Annotated in this window: 10 protein-coding genes; 6 read left to right on the top strand and 4 right to left on the bottom strand. The window is 74.3% G+C overall.

Annotated elements, in window-relative coordinates:
* Positions 1–36 precede the first annotated feature (36 nt).
* From PED38_RS06405 to PED38_RS06395, 3 genes are read left to right on the top strand one after another with little or no spacing between them, the layout of a single operon-like run.
* Positions 37–1,767, top strand: a complete 1,731-nt coding sequence (locus tag PED38_RS06405; RefSeq protein ID WP_270980378.1) for a cation:proton antiporter — start codon at positions 37–39, stop codon at positions 1,765–1,767.
* A 34-nt stretch (positions 1,768–1,801) separates the two neighbouring features.
* The gene (locus tag PED38_RS06400; protein ID WP_063072682.1) at positions 1,802–2,098 is read left to right on the top strand and encodes a hypothetical protein; all 297 of its coding nucleotides are present in this window, start codon (positions 1,802–1,804) and stop codon (positions 2,096–2,098) included.
* The gene (locus tag PED38_RS06395; protein WP_063072683.1) at positions 2,095–2,826 is read left to right on the top strand and encodes an alpha/beta hydrolase; all 732 of its coding nucleotides are present in this window, start codon (positions 2,095–2,097) and stop codon (positions 2,824–2,826) included. The genes PED38_RS06400 and PED38_RS06395 overlap by 4 nt, the downstream gene beginning before the upstream one ends.
* Before the next feature lie 12 nt (positions 2,827–2,838).
* Here PED38_RS06395 and PED38_RS06390 read toward each other — a convergent pair whose 3' ends face one another.
* The gene (locus tag PED38_RS06390; protein ID WP_063072684.1) at positions 2,839–3,897 is read right to left on the bottom strand and encodes an AI-2E family transporter; all 1,059 of its coding nucleotides are present in this window, start codon (positions 3,895–3,897) and stop codon (positions 2,839–2,841) included.
* A 26-nt stretch (positions 3,898–3,923) separates the two neighbouring features.
* On the bottom strand, positions 3,924–5,693 hold the full coding sequence (locus tag PED38_RS06385; RefSeq protein ID WP_063072685.1) for a hypothetical protein: 1,770 nt from the start codon (positions 5,691–5,693) through the stop codon (positions 3,924–3,926).
* 292 nt (positions 5,694–5,985) lie between these two features.
* Between PED38_RS06385 and PED38_RS06380 the strand changes: the two genes are divergently transcribed.
* Entirely contained in the window at positions 5,986–7,836 is a 1,851-nt protein-coding gene (locus tag PED38_RS06380; protein ID WP_270980376.1) for a hypothetical protein, read from the top strand.
* Positions 7,833–8,819, top strand: coding sequence for a tetratricopeptide repeat protein (locus tag PED38_RS06375; protein WP_270980375.1), 987 nt, complete (start codon positions 7,833–7,835; stop codon positions 8,817–8,819). Before PED38_RS06380 ends, PED38_RS06375 begins: the two co-directional genes overlap by 4 nt.
* Before the next feature lie 77 nt (positions 8,820–8,896).
* Here PED38_RS06375 and glgB read toward each other — a convergent pair whose 3' ends face one another.
* Positions 8,897–11,485 carry a 1,4-alpha-glucan branching protein GlgB gene (gene glgB, locus PED38_RS06370; protein ID WP_270980373.1) on the bottom strand — a complete coding sequence of 863 codons (2,589 nt, stop codon included), beginning with the start codon at positions 11,483–11,485 and terminating at the stop codon, positions 8,897–8,899.
* On the bottom strand, positions 11,482–13,587 hold the full coding sequence (locus PED38_RS06365; protein ID WP_270980533.1) for an alpha-1,4-glucan--maltose-1-phosphate maltosyltransferase: 2,106 nt from the start codon (positions 13,585–13,587) through the stop codon (positions 11,482–11,484). Before PED38_RS06365 ends, glgB begins: the two co-directional genes overlap by 4 nt.
* A 590-nt stretch (positions 13,588–14,177) precedes the next feature.
* Between PED38_RS06365 and glgP the strand changes: the two genes are divergently transcribed.
* Positions 14,178–16,733 (top strand): alpha-glucan family phosphorylase, encoded by a 2,556-nt coding sequence (gene glgP, locus PED38_RS06360; protein WP_270980371.1) that lies wholly within the window; start codon positions 14,178–14,180, stop codon positions 16,731–16,733.
* The last annotated feature ends 55 nt before the right edge of the window (positions 16,734–16,788 follow it).

The following is a 16,788-nucleotide window of genomic DNA, read 5'->3' as shown; positions in this document are numbered from 1 at the left end:
GCGTCCGTCGTCCGCCCGTCGGACTAGCCTCGGAGCATGGACTACGCGGCTCTCGGCGTCGCCGGGATCGCGACCCTGGTCGCCGTCACCCTCCTCGCCCGACGGATCCGCGTGGCGACGCCGCTCGTGCTCGTGCTGGTGGGCGTCGGCGTCTCCTTCCTCCCGGGGGTTCCTCCCGTGGAGGTGCCGCCCGAGCTGATCCTCGCGGGCGTCCTCCCGCCGCTGCTGTACGGCGCCGCGGTGACGGTGCCGCTCGTGGACCTGCGACGCAACCTCCGCACGATCGTCAGCCTCTCCGTCGTCCTCGTGCTGGTGTCGGCCGCGGGCATCGGCCTCCTGCTCTACGCGCTGTTCCCGGACCTGTCGTTCGCGGGCGCGCTGGCCCTCGGGGCGGTGGTGAGCCCGCCGGACGCCGTGGCCGCGACGAGCATCGCCCGGCGTCTCGGACTGCCGCCGCGCCTCGTGACGGTGCTGGAGGGCGAGGGCCTCGTCAACGACGCGACCGCCCTGGTGCTGCTGCGGACGTCGATCGCCGCCGTGGGCGCCTCGGTCGACCTGTGGCAGGCCGCCGGCGGCTTCCTCCTCTCCGCGGTGGGCGCCCTGGCCATCGGCATCGCCGTCGGCGCCCTCACGACCGAGATCCGACGTCGCCTCGACGACCCCGTGCTCGACACGGCCATCTCCTTCGCGGTGCCGTTCGTGGCGTTCATCCCCGCCGAGGAGATCGGGGCGTCCGGGGTGCTCGCGGTCGTCGCCGCGGGCATCTGGTCGGGGCACCGGAGCGCCTCCACGCTGTCGGCGCAGTCGCGGATCAACGAGCGGCTCAACTGGCGGACCGCGTTGTTCCTGCTCGAGAACGGGGTGTTCCTCGTGATGGGGCTGGAGCTCCGGGACATCCTCGACGAGGTGCACGAGGCCGACCTCGGAGTCGACACGGCGATCCTCTACGGGCTCCTCACCCTCGCGGTGCTGACCCTCATCCGCTTCGCCTTCCTCGTGCCGCTGCTGCTGGGCCTGCGTCGTCACGAGCAGCGCGCCGCGGAACGGGCGCGACGCGTCGGGCGCTGGCTCGATCGCCTCCGCCGCGCGCGCGGCGACGACCGGCCCAGCCGTCGGGAGCGCCGGGCCGCGCGGATCCTCCGACGCCGCCGGGCGGACATCGAGGCGCTCCGCTCGCAGGGTCTCGGCTGGCGCGGCGGCCTCGTGCTCGGCTGGGCCGGCATGCGGGGCGTGGTGACGCTGGCGGCGGCGCAGTCGCTGCCGAACGGGACCCCGTACCGGGCGCAGCTGGTGCTGATCGCCTTCACGGTCGCGATCGTGTCCCTGCTCGTGAACGGCGGGACGCTCCCCGCGGTCATCCGCCTGAGCGGGATCCGGGGGAGCGACCAGGTGGAGGACGAGCGCGACCTCGCGGAGTTGGTGTCGGAGCTCGCCGACGCGGGCATCCGCGCGCTCGACGAGGGCGCGCGGACCCTGCCGCACGGCCAGGAGGTCGACCCCCAGGTGGTGGAGCGCGTGCGCCGCGACACGGCTCTGCGCGCGGAGTGGGCGAGCGAGCGCGCCGAGGCGATGGCGGCCGACGACGACGCGCCGCTCACCCCTCGCGCGACCTACCTCCTGCTCCGCCGCCACGTCCTCGACGCCGAGCGCCAGGCGCTGCTGGAGGCGCGCGGCACGGGACGGCACCCCTCGCGGGTCCTCGCGCGCGCCCAGCGGATGCTGGACCACGAGGAGGCGCGCCTCGGCCGGCAGGGCGACACCGGCTGACGGGACGGCGCGGCGCGCGGCCTAGGATCGGATCATGCCGCGCAGCAATCGACCCCGGGGGAGACGCCGCCCGGGGGACGAGGACGAGGACGTGCTGACGCGCCTCCTCAGCGGCTCGCAGCACACGGAGACCCGGCGCGGACGCGTCTGGAACGTGCAGCCCGTCTCCGCCGCCCGCGCGCTCAAGGTGTACCGCTGCCCCGGATGCCTGCTCGACATCGAGCCGGGCCACGCGCACGTCGTCGCGTGGCGCGCCGACGGGATGATGGGCGAGGAGAGCGACCTCGCCGCCCGCCGGCACTGGCACTCCCACTGCTGGAAGGTCTCATGACGGACACCGCCCCCCGCCCCATCACGAGCTCCACCGAGCTGCCCGCCCGGCGCGAGGACGTGGAGCTCGTCACCGCCGACGGCCTGCGCCTCGTGGGGGAGCTGGCGCTGCCGGCCGACCGGGATCCCGTGGCCACCCTCGTGACGCTGCATCCGCTGCCGACCGCGGGCGGGTTCATGGACTCGCACGTGCTGCGCAAGGCGGCGCTGCGCCTCCCCGCCCTCGCCGACCTCGCCGTGCTGCGCTTCAACACGCGGGGCACGACGTCCGCCCGCGGGACCAGCGAGGGCGCCTTCGACGGCGGCGAGGGGGAGCGCCACGACCTGGCCGCCGCCATGGACCTCGTCGCCGAGCGCGGGCTCCCGGCGCCGTGGATCGTCGGCTGGTCGTTCGGCACCGAGATCGCGCTGCGGCACGGACGCGCGCACCCCGTCGAGGGCGCGGCGCTGCTCTCGCCCCCGCTGCACCGGGCGAGCGCCGAGGAGGTCGCCGCCTGGCACGGCGACCCCCGCCGGCTCGTGATCCTGGTGCCCGAGCACGACGACTTCCTGCAGCCGGACGAGGCACGCCGGAGGTTCGCGTCCGTGCCCGAGGCGGAGCTCATCGCGGTCGACGGCGCCAAGCACCTGTGGGTGGGGGAGTCGCAGGTGTCCCGCGTGCTCACCGAGATCGTGCGGACCGTGAACCCGGCCGCGCTGCCGCTCCCGACGGAGTGGCCTCCGGCCTGAGCCGGACGGGCGTCAGCGCTCGTTCTGGAGCGGCACGGCGACCTGCCGGATGATGAGCAGCACCGCGGCGGCGACCGGCACCGCGATGAGGGCCCCCAGCACGCCGAGCAGCGTGCCGCCCGTGATCGCGGCGATCACCACCACCACACCGGGCACCTTGACCGCGCGGTTCATGATGTTCGGGCTGAGGACGTACGCCTCGATCTGCATGTAGACGAGGTAGTAGACCGCCACCGCGATCCAGGTGTTCGTCGACTCCGGCAGCAGCACGACCTGGCCGAGCACGATGAGCGTGGAGCCGGTGATGGTGCCCACGAGCGGCAGCAGCGAGAAGAGGAACGCGATGAACGCCCACACGGCGGGGAGCGCCGCGCCCACGATGCTCAGGTAGATGAAGCTCAGCACGCCGTTGCAGAGCGCGAGCCCCACCTGGCCCGTGACGTAGCGGCCGACCGACTGGGTGATCTGCTCGGCGATGTCGGCGAAGCGCGCGCGCCGCGTCGCCGGCACCAGCTTGTAGAGGCCGCTCTTGAAGGAGTTGAGCGAGGCCGTGAAGTACATCGTGAGGATCAGGATGATGACCGTGCCGAAGAGGAAGTTGCCGATGGTGAAGGCGACGTTGATGACGTTGCCCGTGATGGTCGCGACGTTGGACGCGTTCGACAGGTAGGTGATGAGCTGGTCGGCGCCGCTCTGCACGTCGAAGACCTCGCGGGGCACGAACGACTGCAGGTTCGCGATGAACTGGTCGCCGCTCACGCTCTGGGCGTACTCGACGATCTGCGTGACGAGCGCGCTCGCCTGGTTCACGACCACGGGGATCACGGCGAGGAGGACCCCGGCCAGGGAGCCGAGGAGCACGAGGAAGATCACGAGGATGGCGACGGGGCGCGGCACCCCCTTGCGCTCGAGGAAGGTCACGAGCGGGTCGATGCCGAGCGCCAGGAAGATGGCGGTGCCGACGTACGTGAGGACGCTGCCGAGCGAGACGAGCGCGCCGCCGATGACGAGGGCGGTGAGGACGCCGAGGCCGGCCAGGAGGCCGAGCCGGTAGGGGTTGTGGATCTTCACGTCGGGACCTCCGAGTCGGCGGGCGCTCAGCGCACGGTGCGGGAATCGTCGGAGGACGCGTCATCCGCCTGGGTCAGCACGCCGCGGACGTTCTCGAGGTACGCGGCCACCGCCTCGCGCTCGATCCTAATGCGGTCGAGGCGCTCCTCCGCGTCGGCCACCGTCTCGCGGGCGCGGCGCTCGGCGTCGGCCAGGGTCTCGCGGGCGCGGCGCTCCGCGTCGGCGATGGCCGCACGGGCGTCGTGGTCGGCCTCCTCGCGCACCGTGCGGGCGGACTCGCGGCTCTCGACCGCGAGCTCCTCCGCCTCCTGACGGGTGGAGGCGAGCAGCGCCGTCACCTCCTGCAGGCGCGCCTCGGCCTCGCCCAGGTACGCGGCGGTGCGTTCGGCGGCATCCCGTTGGCGCTCGGCGGCGTCGCGCGCGTCGTGGTCGCGCCGGGCGGTGATCTCGGCGTCGAGGTCGAGGTGCCCCTGCTCGATCTCGCGGCTGAGGGCCAGTCGCGCCTCGTCGGCCTCGGCGGCGAGGATCCGGCGCGTCTCAGCGGCCTCGCGCTCCAGCCGGAGCCGCTCGGCCTCGCGACGGTCGGCCTCCAGCGCCTCGGCCTCGGCGATCTCCCGCTCGAGGGCCGTGCGCGCGGTGACCGCCTCGAGCTCCAGCTGCTCCCGCGTGGCCCGGGTCTCCCGGGCGAGCGCCTCGGTGCCCGCCGCGATGTCGCGGGCCAGGTCGGTGCGGGCCTCGTCGACATCGCGGGCGAGCTCGGCGCGGGCGGTGGCGACCTCGAGGTCGAGCGCCTCGCGTGTCTCGGCGATCTCGCGCTCGAGCGAGGCGCGGGTCTCCTCGACGTCTCGGTCGAACGCGGTGCGCTCCGCCTGCATCCGGCGGTCGAAGTCCTCGCGGGACGCCTGCAGCTCCCGATCCCGGTCGGTGCGCACCTGCTCGACCTCGCGGTCGAGGTCGGCGCGGGTCTGCTCGTCGAGCTGGGCGAGGGCGATGCGCTGCGTCTCGGCATCGAGCCCGAGGCGCTCCTCGACCTCGCGGATCTCGCGGTCGAGGTCGGCGCGCTCCTCGGCGACGGACTCGTCGTGGCGGGCGCGGGCATCGGCGAGCTCGCGCTCGAGGGCGCCGCGGGCCAGGGCGTTGTCGCGGGCGAGGTCGGCGGCATCCCGGCGGGCCTCGTCGGTCTCGCGGTCGACCCGGGCCCGGAGCTCGGCGACCTCGCGCGCGACCTCGGCGCGCAGGGAATCCGTCTCGCGCTCGGCCGTGCCGCGGAGGTCCGCGACCTCGGTGCGCGTGCGGAGGAGGAGGGCGGCGGCCTCGCGCTCCGCGTCGCTGCGGAGGCCCTCGGCGCGGTCGTCCGCGCGCTCCCGGAGGTCGTCGGCCTCGCGCCGGGCGGCGTCGACGATCTGCTCGGCCTGCGCCCGGGCGGAGTCCACGAGGTGGCGCGCGGTGGCCTCGGCCTCGGCGCGCTGCGCGTCGGTCTCCTCCTGGGTGGCGCGGCGGAGGCGCGCGGCGTCCGCGTCGGCCTGCGCGACGAGCCGCGTGGACTGCTCCTCGGCGACGCGGAGGGTCGCCTCGAGGCGGGATCCCAGCCCGGCGAACGTGGGGCTGCCCACCTCCTCCAGCTCGTCGCGCAGCTCCCCCTCGACGCGGCGCAGGCGCTCGGCCTCGGCGCGGGCCTCCGCCGCCAGCTGGTTCGAGCGGATCAGCTCGCGGCGCAGGTCGCCGACCGCCCGGTCGACCTCGTCGCGGTTGTAGCCGCGCATGGCAGGGCTGAACGGGGTGTCGTCGTGGGGCACGGGGACTCCTTGTCGGGCGTCCGCGCACGCGGTGGCGGGCACGGCAGGTGCCGATCCTACCGAGACCGGCGTTCCCGGTCCGCGGTACGCCCCCGGGCCGCCTCCGGGTCGCGGGCGGGGAGGGGAGGCGCTCCCAGGGTCGTCCGGTATCCTTCGATGTCGTCGTCCGCCGCCGCCCGCCCGCATGTCGGCGGAGCGTCGCCCGGGCATCGCGCTCGTCGGCCGCCGCGGTCGCCGAGCCGGCCGCCGCCCATCACCGCAGCCGCCCGCGACGACACGAGAGGAGACACCCGTGCGATTCGTCCTGGCGATCGCGACCTTCGTGGTCGCCGCCCTCATGATCGGCCTGGGGGTCGCCCAGCACACCTTCCTGGCCGGACCCGACCGCATCACCGCGTCGACGTCCTCCGCCGGGGGCGCGGCCTACACGGTCATCAGCGGGAAGACGCTCAACGCGCACCCCGGCCTGCAGGACACCGTCGCCCGCGGCGACGGCGAGGTCTTCGCCGCGTACGGCCCCACGACCGACGTCGAGGCGTGGGTGGGCACCAGCCCCTACACGCGCATCGCGATGGACGAGACCGGGGCCCTGACCAGCGAGGTCGTCGAACCCGCGGCCGCCACTCCGACGCCCGCGCCCAGCAGCTCGCCCGCGCCGGAGGGCGGCTCGGGCACGCCCGCGACCGTCACCTCCGCCGTCACGGACCCGCGCGGATCCGACCTCTGGCTCTCCGAGGAGACCGGCGAGGGCGAGCTGTCGCTCAGCACGCGCCTCCCCGACGACGTCAGCGTCCTGCTCGCCGCGGACGGCACGGCGGCGGCCCCCGCGGAGGTCACGCTGTCCTGGCCCTCCGAGGGCGAGTCGCCGTGGGTCCTCCCGCTCGTGATCGGCGGCATCGTCCTGCTGATCGTGGGCCTCGTGCTCTACCTCCTCGCCATCCGCCACCTCCGCCGCAGCCGCGGCCCGCGCCGCAACCTGCCGCCGCGCGGCGGCCCCCGCATCCCGCGCATCGGCCCGGCCGCCCGCCGTGCCGCGCTCACCGCCGGCACGGGCGCCGCCCCGCCCGCCCCGCGACGCGGTCGTCGCAGCATGATCGCCCTGCCCGTCCTCGTCGTCACCGGCCTCGCTCTGAGCGGCTGCACGACCACGGGGGCGCCCGCCGCGCTCACGGCCGGTGCCGCGTCCACCCCGACGCCGACCCCCACGTCGTCGCTCGACGCCGCGCGCGAGGCCGAGGACGCGGATCCGCCCGTCGTCACCGACGACCAGGCCGCGCGCATCGTCTCGCGCGTCTCCGCGGTCGCCACCGCGGCCGACCAGGCGCTCGACGCCGGCCAGCTGTCCCCGCGCTTCGCGGGCCCCGCCCTCCAGGAGCGCACGTCCGACTACCAGGTGCGGAAGGCGAAGCCCGACATCGCGGCCGTCCCCGCCATCCCCGCCGGCGACCTCCAGCTCACGCTGCCGCAGGCGACCGTCGCCTGGCCCCGCACGATCGCCGCCGTGGTGAAGAACCCGGACGCGGACGACGCGCCGACCCTCTCGCTCACGCTCGTGCAGACGAGCCCGCGGGAGAACTACCGCGTGCTGTACGCCATGCCCATCTCCACCACGGCGGCGCTGCCGGACGTGGCGCCCGCCGCGATCGGCGCCGCACGGCTCGCGCCCGACGTGAAGCTGCTCGCGGTCCAGCCGGACCAGCTCTCCGCCGCCTACGCGGACCTGCTGAACAAGGGCGACCAGAGCGAGTTCGCGTCCCTCTTCGACGCGACAGACGACGGCGTCCGCGCGCAGGACGCCAAGCGCAAGGTCGACTTCCCGGCCTCGATCGGCGAGACCGGCTCGGTGGAGTTCTCGGCCGCGGCCGACTCCGCGACGCCCGTCGCCATGTCGACCGTCGAGTCCGGCGCGCTCGTGAGCGTCACCGTGAAGCTCGGCATCGTCGCGAAGCCGACCGCCCAGGGCGCCAAGGTCAACGCGAACCCGGAGGTGCAGGCCATCACCGGGCTCACCGACTCCGCGAAGGGCTTCGACACCGTCCGCACGGCGCAGATGCTCATGTACGTGCCCCCCGTGAACTCGGGGGAGAAGATCCGCCTCTACGCCTCCAGCACCCACATCACCTCGGCCAAGGAGCTCCCATGACGAACGTGCCCCCCTCCGCCGCCAGCCTCCGCGGCGCCGTCGACCTCTCGTCCCTCGTGAACCGCGCGCAGGCCCCGGCGGGTGCCGCGCCCGCCGGTGGCGCACCCGGCGCACCCGGTGCTCCTGCCGGTGCGCCGGCCTCGCCGCAGACGGTGGACGTCCCGGGCCTCGTGCTCGCCGCGGACGACGCGTCGTTCACGCAGTTCCTCGACATCTCGTCGATCGTGCCCGTCGTCGTCGAGCTGGTGTCGACGGGGCTCGCGAGCAGCCGCGAGCTCTCGCCCGTGCTCGAGCGGATCATCACCGAGCAGGCGGGGCGCGTGCTGCTCGTCCGGATCGACGTCGACCAGAGCCCGCAGCTGGGCCAGGCGTTCCAGGCGCAGTCCGTGCCCACGGTCGCGGCGCTCATCGGCGGTCGGCCCGTTGGCCTGTTCGCCGGCGTGATCCCCGAGGACCAGGTGCGCGACGTCCTCCAGCAGGTGCTGGAGCTCGCGCAGCAGAACGGGGTGACCGGCACGGCCGTCGCGCCCGACGCGTCCGCCGCCCCGGCGGCGCCGGTCGAGGAGCCGCTGCCCCCGCACCACGCGGAGGCCTACGCGTTCATCGAGCAGGGCGACTACGCGTCGGCGGCTGCGGAGTACCGCACCGCCATCGCGCAGAACCCGCGCGACGCGCTCGCGGTCGCCGGCCTCGCGCAGGTCAACCTCCTGCACCGCCTCGACGGGACGACCGCGGACGAGATCCGCAGCGCCGCCGCGGCCGCCCCGGGCGACGTCGACGCGCAGCTGCTCGTCGCCGACCTCGACCTGTCCGGCGGGCACGTGGAGGACGCGTTCGCGCGCCTGCTCGAGCTCTTCCCGTCCGCGGACGCCGCGGGGCGCGAGGCCATCCGCCAGCGCCTCCTGGAGCACTTCGAGGTCGTCGGGCTCGAGGATCCGCGCGTCGCGGTCGCCCGCCGCCGGCTCACGCGCCTGCTCTACTGACGCGCATCCGCACGGACCACGACGGCGCCGCACCCCGAGGGGGCGGCGCCGTCGTCGTCGTGCGGGTCGGGTCGGGATCAGACCGTGGGCACCCGCGGCGTGCCGTCGTCGGAGCCGGGCGCGTCGTCGGTCGCGGACAGCCCCTCCGCGGGCGGCTGCGCGTCGGGCGACTGCGGGAGCACGGGCACGTCGGCCGCGTCCCCGAACGGCGTGCCGTCGACGCGCGACTCGTCCGCGTCCGGCGCGTGGTGCGCGGGCACCTCGACGGGCGTGAGGTCTTCCGGATCCTGCTCGAGCCGCAGCCAGAGGCCGGCCAGCGGCGGCAGCGTCAGCTCCGCCGAGGCGGGCCGGCCGTGCCAGCCGTCGTCGCCCGCGTGGACGGCGCCGAGGTTGCCCACGCCGGATCCGCCGAACTGCTCGGCGTCCGTGTTGAGGATCTCCTCCCACACGCCCGCCTGCGGCAGCCCCAGCCGATAGCCCGAGATGGGCGCACCGGAGAAGTTGTGCACGACGGCGACCTGGTTGCCCTCCCGGTCGCGGCGGAGGAACGCGAGCACGTTGCGCTCGGCGTCGCCCGCGTCGATCCACTCGAAGCCCGCCGGGTCGTTGTCGAGCGCCCAGAGCGCGGGGGTGTCGACGTAGGTGCGGTTGAGGGAGCCGACGAGGTCGAACAGGGCGCGGTGCACGGGCTGGTCGAGGATCCACCAGTCGAGCCCGCGCTCCTCGCTCCACTCGGACGGCTGGCCGAACTCCTGGCCCATGAACAGCAGCTGCTTGCCGGGGTGCGACCACATGAAGCTGAGGTAGGCGCGCACGTTGGCGAGCTTCTGCCAGTGGTCGCCCGGCATCTTGCCGACGAGCGAGCCCTTCCCGTGCACGACCTCGTCGTGGCTGATGGGGAGGAGGAAGTTCTCCGTGTACGCGTAGACCATCGAGAACGTGATCTGGCCGTGGTGGTGAGCGCGGTACATCGGGTCGACGGCCGCGTAGTCGAGCGAGTCGTGCATCCAGCCCATGTTCCACTTGAGCCCGAAGCCGAGGCCGCCGTCGCTCGTGGGGCGCGTGACGCCGGGGAAGCTCGTCGACTCCTCGGCGATCATCACGATGCCGGGGTGCGTGCGGTACGCGGTGGCGTTGACCTCCTGGAGGAACGAGATCGCCTCGAGGTTCTCGCGGCCGCCGTGCACGTTCGGCAGCCACTGGCCCTCCTCGCGGGAGTAGTCGAGGTACAGCATCGAGGCCACGGCGTCGACCCGGAGGCCGTCGATGTGGAACTCCTCGAACCAGTACAGCGCGTTCGCGACGAGGAAGTTGCGGACCTGCGAGTGGCCGAAGTCGAAGACGAGGGTGCCCCAGTCCTGCTGCTCGCCGCGCCGCGGGTCGGTGTGCTCGTAGAGCGGCTGGCCGTCGAACTGCGCCAGCGCGAACGCGTCCTTGGGGAAGTGCGCCGGGACCCAGTCCACGATGACGCCGATGCCGGCCTGGTGCAGCGAGTCGATGAGGAACTTGAGGTCGTCCGGGCTGCCGAAGCGCGAGGTGGGCGCGTAGTAGCCGGACACCTGGTAGCCCCAGGACCCGCCGAACGGGTGCTCCGCGAGCGGCAGGAACTCCACGTGCGTGTAGTGCAGCTCCTGCAGGTAGGCGACGAGCTCGCCGGCGACCTCGCGGTAGCCGAGGCCCGGGCGCCAGGATCCGAGGTGCATCTCGTACACGCTCATGGGGGAGTCGTGCGGGTCGCGCGCGGCGCGCTCCTCCAGCCAGGCGGCGTCGTCCCAGACGTGGTGGCTGGTCTCGACGCGCGATGCGGTGGCCGGCGGGACCTCGGTCATGCGGGCCATGGGATCGGCCTTCTCGATCCAGTGCCCGGCCTGCGTGAGGATCTCGAACTTGTACGAGACGCCGGGCTCGACGCCCGGCACGAAGAGCTCCCAGACGCCGTTGCCGTCGAGGCGGCGCATCGCGTGCTGCACGCCGTCCCAGCCGTTGAACCCGCCGATGACGCGGACGGCGCGCGCGTGCGGCGCCCACACGGCGAAGGAGACGCCGACGTAGGTGCGCGCGACGCCCCAGTGCTCGCGGTGCTGCGCGCCGAGGACGTCCCAGAGGCGCTCGTGGCGGCCCTCGCCGAAGAGGTACAGGTCGAGGTCGCCGACCGTCGGCAGGAACCGGTACGGGTCCTCGGCGGTCCAGGTGCCGCCGTCGCCGTACCGTGCCTCGACCCGGTAGTCCTGCAGGCCGAGCACGTGCGCGCCCTGCCAGACGCCGTTGCCGAGGTGGGCGAGCTCCACGCGGGCCCCGGTGGAGAGGATGACGGAGACGCCCTCGGCGAGCGGGCGGAGGGCCCGGACGACCACGAGGTCGTCCGAGACGCCGTCGACGGAGACGGGGTGCTGGCCGAGGACCGAGTGCGGTCCGGAGTGGACGCCCTCGGCGATCGCGCGCAGGTCGAGGCCGGAGACCTCGGGCAGGCGGATCGGGTCGGACGCGGCCGCGGGGGTGCCCGCGTCGGATGCGGCAGGCGCGTCCGCGGCGGGCGCGTCGCCTCCGGCCGGGGGCACGACCACGTCGGCACCGGCCTCGGGGTGCGGCTCGGCGGCGGTCGGCACGGCGACGTCGGCGCCGTCCCTCGGGTCCTGCTGGGGGGTGGTGTCGGTCATGTCCGTCATCCCTTCGATGCGGTCGGGTGGACCCGGAACACGTGCACGGGGTGCGTGAACGCGTCGAGCCGGACGAAGTTGGAGGTCGACCACGTGTAGACGTCGCCCGTGAGGAGGTCCTCGACGTCGAAGACGGCGTCCTCGGCGAGGCCCCAGCGGGTGGGGTCGAGGTGCACCTGGGTCTCGCGCGCGGAGTGCGGGTCGACGTTGGCCACCACGAGGATCGTGTCGGCCTCGCCCGTGCCGGTGTGCTCGGCCGCGAGGTGCTTGGAGTAGACGAGGATCGAGTCGTCGTCGCTCCAGTGCACGTCGAGGTTCCGCAGCTGGCGGAGGGCGGGGTGCTGGCGGCGGATCTCGTTGAGGCGCGTGATCTCCGGCGCGATGGAGCCGCCGAGCTCCTCCTGGCGGGCCCAGTCGCGCGGCTTGTACTCGTACTTCTCGTTGTCGATGTTCTCCTCGGCACCGGGGCGCGCGACGTTCTCGATCAGCTCGTAGCCCGAGTAGATGCCCCACGAGGGCGACGCGGTCGCGGCGATGGCGGCGCGGATCCGGTACGCGGCACGCCCGCCGAACTGCAGGTAGGGAGTGAGGATGTCGTGCGTGTTCGCGAAGAAGTTCGGGCGCAGGTAGTCGCTCGTCTCGTGGCTGACCTCGGTGAGGTACTCCTCGAGCTCCTGCTTCGTGTTCCGCCAGGTGAAGTACGTGTACGACTGCTGGAACCCGATCTTGGCGAGCGTGCGCATCATCGCGGGGCGCGTGAAGGCCTCGCTGAGGAAAATGGCGTCGGGCTCGTCGCGCATCACCTGGTGGATGAGGCGCTCCCAGAACACGAGCGGCTTGGTGTGCGGGTTGTCGACGCGGAAGATCTTCACGCCGAGCCCGAGCCACACGCGCATGACGCGGAGCATCTCCCGGTACGACCCCTCCGGGTCGTTGTCGAAGTTCAGGGGGTAGATGTCCTGGTACTTCTTCGGCGGGTTCTCCGCGAACGCGATCGAGCCGTCGGGGAGCGTCGTGAACAGCTCCGGGTGCGTCGTGACCCACGGGTGGTCGGGCGAGGCCTGCAGCGCGATGTCGATCGCGAGCTCCATGCCGTGCTCGGCCACGGCCGCGACGAACCCGCGGAAGTCGTCCGCGGTGCCGAGCTCGGGGTGGATGCTGTCGTGCCCGCCGTCCTCCGAGCCGATGCCGTACGGCGATCCGGGGTCGTGGGGCCCCGCGGTGAGGGTGTTGTTCGGGCCCTTGCGGTTGGTGCGGCCGATGGGGTGCACCGGCGGGATGTAGACCACGTCGAAGCCCATGTCGCGGATCGCGGGGAGGCGGCGCGCGGCGGTGGCGAACGTGCCGCTCGTCCAGGAGCCGTCCTCGTGCTGGACGGCGCCCTCGGAGCGCGGGAAGAACTCGTACCAGGAGCCGACGGCGGCGCGCTCGCGCTCGACGACGATCGTGCGCTCGGGCGAGAGGGTGATGAGGCTGCGGACCGGGATCCGGTCGATCGCGGCGTGCACCTCGGGGGAGGTGGCGGCGGCGAGGCGCTCGGCGGGGGAGAGGCCGGCGTCGGCGATCCCCGCGAGCGCCTCCCGGAGGACCGCGCGGTCGTCGTCGGCGCGCTCGGCGTCCGCGGCGGCGCGCTCGAGGAGCTCGGCGCCGAGGGCGAGCATCACGTCGACGTCGAGGCCCGCGGGGACCTTGATCTCCGCGTTGTGCAGCCAGGTGCCGAAGTCGTCGGACCACGCGCTGACGCGCCAGGTCCAGACGCCCTGCGTCTCGAGCTGGGCGGTCGTGACCCAGCGGTCGAGACCGGGCTTCGTGGCGTCGAGCGACATGCGGTGCGCGGTCACGGCGCCCGACGGGTCGGTGAGCAGGACGTCGGCGCCGATGAGATCGTGGCCCTCGCGGAAGACCGTCGCGCCGAAGGGCACGACGTCGTGGACGAAGCTCTTGGCGGGCCAGAGGTCGTCCTCGATCTGCGGGGTGAGCGACAGGATCGGGATGCGGCCGATGACGGGGACGTAGTCGTCCGTGGGCTCGGCCGTCTCGGGGGTGGTGGCCGGCGCCGCGGGCTCGGCCGTCTCGGGGGTGGTCGCGGGCTCGGCGGCCGGGGCCTCCACGACCGTCGTCGCGACGTGCTCCGCCGGGTCGTGCGGGTCCGCCGGGTCGTGCGGCTCCGACGGGTCGAGCTGCTCGGCGTCGGCGACCGGCTTGGCGTCGACCTCGGCGTCCGGGGCGGCGTGACGCGGGGCGGGAGCGGATGCGGGCACGGCGGCGGCCTCGGCGGCGGCGGGCTGCACGGCGGCGGCCTCGGCCGCGGCGGGCTGCACCGTGGCAGGCGTGGCAGGCGTGGCAGGCGTGGCAGGCGCCTCGGGGATCAGCGGGGGTCGCGGGGCGGGCGGGCGCTGGGCGTCCTGGGCCTTCTGGGCCTTGGCGGCCTTGCGGGCCGCACGGCCGCGCACCGGGCGGGGGAGGGGATCGGGTCCGTCCTGGGGTGTGGTCACTGTTCGACCGTAGCCCGTGCGCCCTCCGGCTGTCGCTCGCCGTGGCGCCGGAGGACGCCGGAGGGACGCCCGACGCCGACCCGTCACCCGGCGTCCGGCCGCCGTCCACGCGGGCGGCGGACCCTGGTGCGGTCCACCCCGCGCCCCTAGGCTCGGGGCCGAGCGCGCGGGTGCCTCTCGCCGCCGATCCGGTCCGAGGGAGTCCCGTGAAGGCCATCCGCAGATTCACCGTCCGTGCCGTCCTCCCGGAGGAGCTGTCCGCGCTGGACGAGCTCGCCGGGAACCTCCGGTGGTCCTGGTACGAGCCGACGCGTCGCGTGTTCGCGCATGTCAGCCCGGAGCTGTGGGAGGGCACGGGGCACGACCCGGTGGCGCTCCTCGGCGCGGTCGACCAGGAGCGGCTGCGCGAGCTCGCGGCCGACGAGGGCTTCGTCGCGTGGGCGGAGGAGCAGAGGGCCGACCTCCGCGCGTACTGCGAGCAGCCGCGGTGGTACCAGTCGCTCGCGGGCGACGTGCCCGAGGCCGTCGGCTACTTCTCGCCGGAGTTCGGGATCGCCGCGGCGCTGCCGCAGTACTCGGGCGGCCTCGGCATCCTCGCGGGCGATCACCTGAAGAGCGCATCCGACCTCGGCGTGCCGCTCGTGGGCGTCGGCCTCTTCTACCGCTCCGGCTACTTCCGCCAGGGGATCTCCTCCGACGGTTGGCAGCAGGAGACCTACCCCGTCTTCGACCCGGACGGCCTGCCGCTCCAGGTGCTCCGCGACGCCGACGGGCGGCCCGTCCAGATCGCCCTCGGTCTGCCGGCCGACCGCACGCTGCACGCGCGGATCTGGCAGGCGCGCGTCGGCCGGATCCCGCTGCTGCTCCTCGACACGGACGTGCCCGAGAACGACGACGACCTCCGCGGCGTGACGGACCGGCTCTACGGCGGCGGCGGCGAGCACCGGCTGCACCAGGAGCTGCTGCTCGGCATCGGCGGCGTGCGCGCCATCGCCGCCCACGCGCGCATCACCGGATCGCCCGTGCCGCGCGTCTTCCACACGAACGAGGGCCACGCGGGCTTCCTCGGGCTCGAGCGGATCTCCGCGCTCATGGGCGACGGCCTCGACTTCGACGAAGCGCTGCAGGTCGTGCGCGCGGGCACCGTGTTCACGACGCACACTCCCGTGCCCGCCGGCATCGACCGCTTCGACGTCGAGCTGGTCCGCGCGCACGTGACCGAGGCCCTCCTGCCCGGCGTGCCCCGCGACCGCGTGCTGGAGCTCGGCGCGGAGGCGCACGACGGCGGCGATCCGGGCGTGTTCAACATGGCGCTCATGGGCTTGCGCCTCGCGCAGCGCGCGAACGGCGTCTCGCAGCTGCACGGCGAGGTGAGCAGGGGCATGTTCGCCGGTCTCTGGCCGGGGTTCGACACCGAGGAGGTGCCGATCACGAGCGTCACGAACGGCGTGCACGCGCCCACGTGGACGGATCCGATGCTCATGTCGCTCGCGGGCGAGCGCCTCGGCACCACGGACACGACGGGCGCCGACTGGTCCTCCCCGGCCGTCAGCGACGGAGACCTGTGGGACGTCCGCGGCCGGATGCGCCGCCAGCTCGTCGCCGACGCCCGCCGCCGCGTCGTGCGCGCCTGGCGCGAGCAGAACCCGGGCGGCGTCGAGCCGTCGTGGCTCGAGGACGTGCTCGACCCCGAGGTCCTCACCATCGGCTTCGCCCGCCGCGTGCCCACCTACAAGCGCCTGACGCTCATGCTCCACGACCGGGAGCGCCTCCGTCGCATCCTCACCGACCCCGACCGGCCCGTGCAGATCGTGGTGGCCGGCAAGTCGCACCCGGCGGACGACGAGGGCAAGCGCCTCATCCAGGAGCTGGTGCGGTTCGCGGCCGAGCCCGAGATCCGCGGGCGCCTCGTGTTCCTGCCCGACTACGACATCGGCATGGCGCAGCTCCTCTACCCGGGCACCGACGTGTGGCTCAACAACCCGCTGCGGCCGCTCGAGGCGTGCGGCACGTCGGGGATGAAGGCGGCGCTCAACGGGGCGCTCAACCTGTCGATCCTCGACGGCTGGTGGAACGAGTACTTCGACGGCGGCAACGGCTGGGCGATCCCGTCCGCGGACCGCGCGCACGACGGCGCCGAGCGCGACGCGATGGAGGCGACGGCGCTGTACGACCTCATCGAGAACCGCATCGCGCCGCGCTTCTACGAGCGCGACGCGGACGGCGTGCCCGCGGGCTGGGTGCACGACATCCGCCACACGCTGCAGACGCTCTCGCCCGAGCTCAGCGCCGACCGCATGGTGCGGCAGTACGTGGAGCGGCTGTACGTCCCGGCGTGGCGCGCCCAGCGGATGGTCGCGGCCGACGACCACGCCCGGGCCCGGGAGCTCGCGGCCTGGCGACGGCGCATCGTGGCGGCCTGGCCGTCGGTGCAGGTCGCGCACGTGGAGTCGGAGGGCGTGGGTCCCCAGGCGCAGGTCGGCGACGAGCTGCGCGTGCGCGCGTGGGTCGCCCTCGGCGGGCTCCACGCGGACGACGTGACGGTCGAGGTCGTGCACGGGCGCACCGGCGAGGGGGACGTGCTCACGGACGTCGTGCGGCACGCGCTCGCACCCGTCGGCGGATCCGGAGGGCAGCAGGAGCACGTGGGCACGGTGCCGCTCCGCTCCGCGGGTCCCTTCGGCTACACCGTGCGCGTGGTGCCGCGGCACGAGCTCCTCGCGTCGAGCGCGGAGCCGGGGCTGGTCGCGGTCGCGGGCTGAGCACGCGGGGGCGGGGCCGTCGCCGCCCGGCAGGCGGCCCCGTCCGGGCGGACGT

The organism is Clavibacter sp. CT19 (assembly GCF_027858075.1).
Classification (GTDB): Bacteria; Actinomycetota; Actinomycetes; order Actinomycetales; family Microbacteriaceae; genus Clavibacter; species Clavibacter tessellarius_A.
Note: the sequence above shows the minus strand (reverse complement) of the source record. Positions and strands in the feature narration are given on the sequence as shown.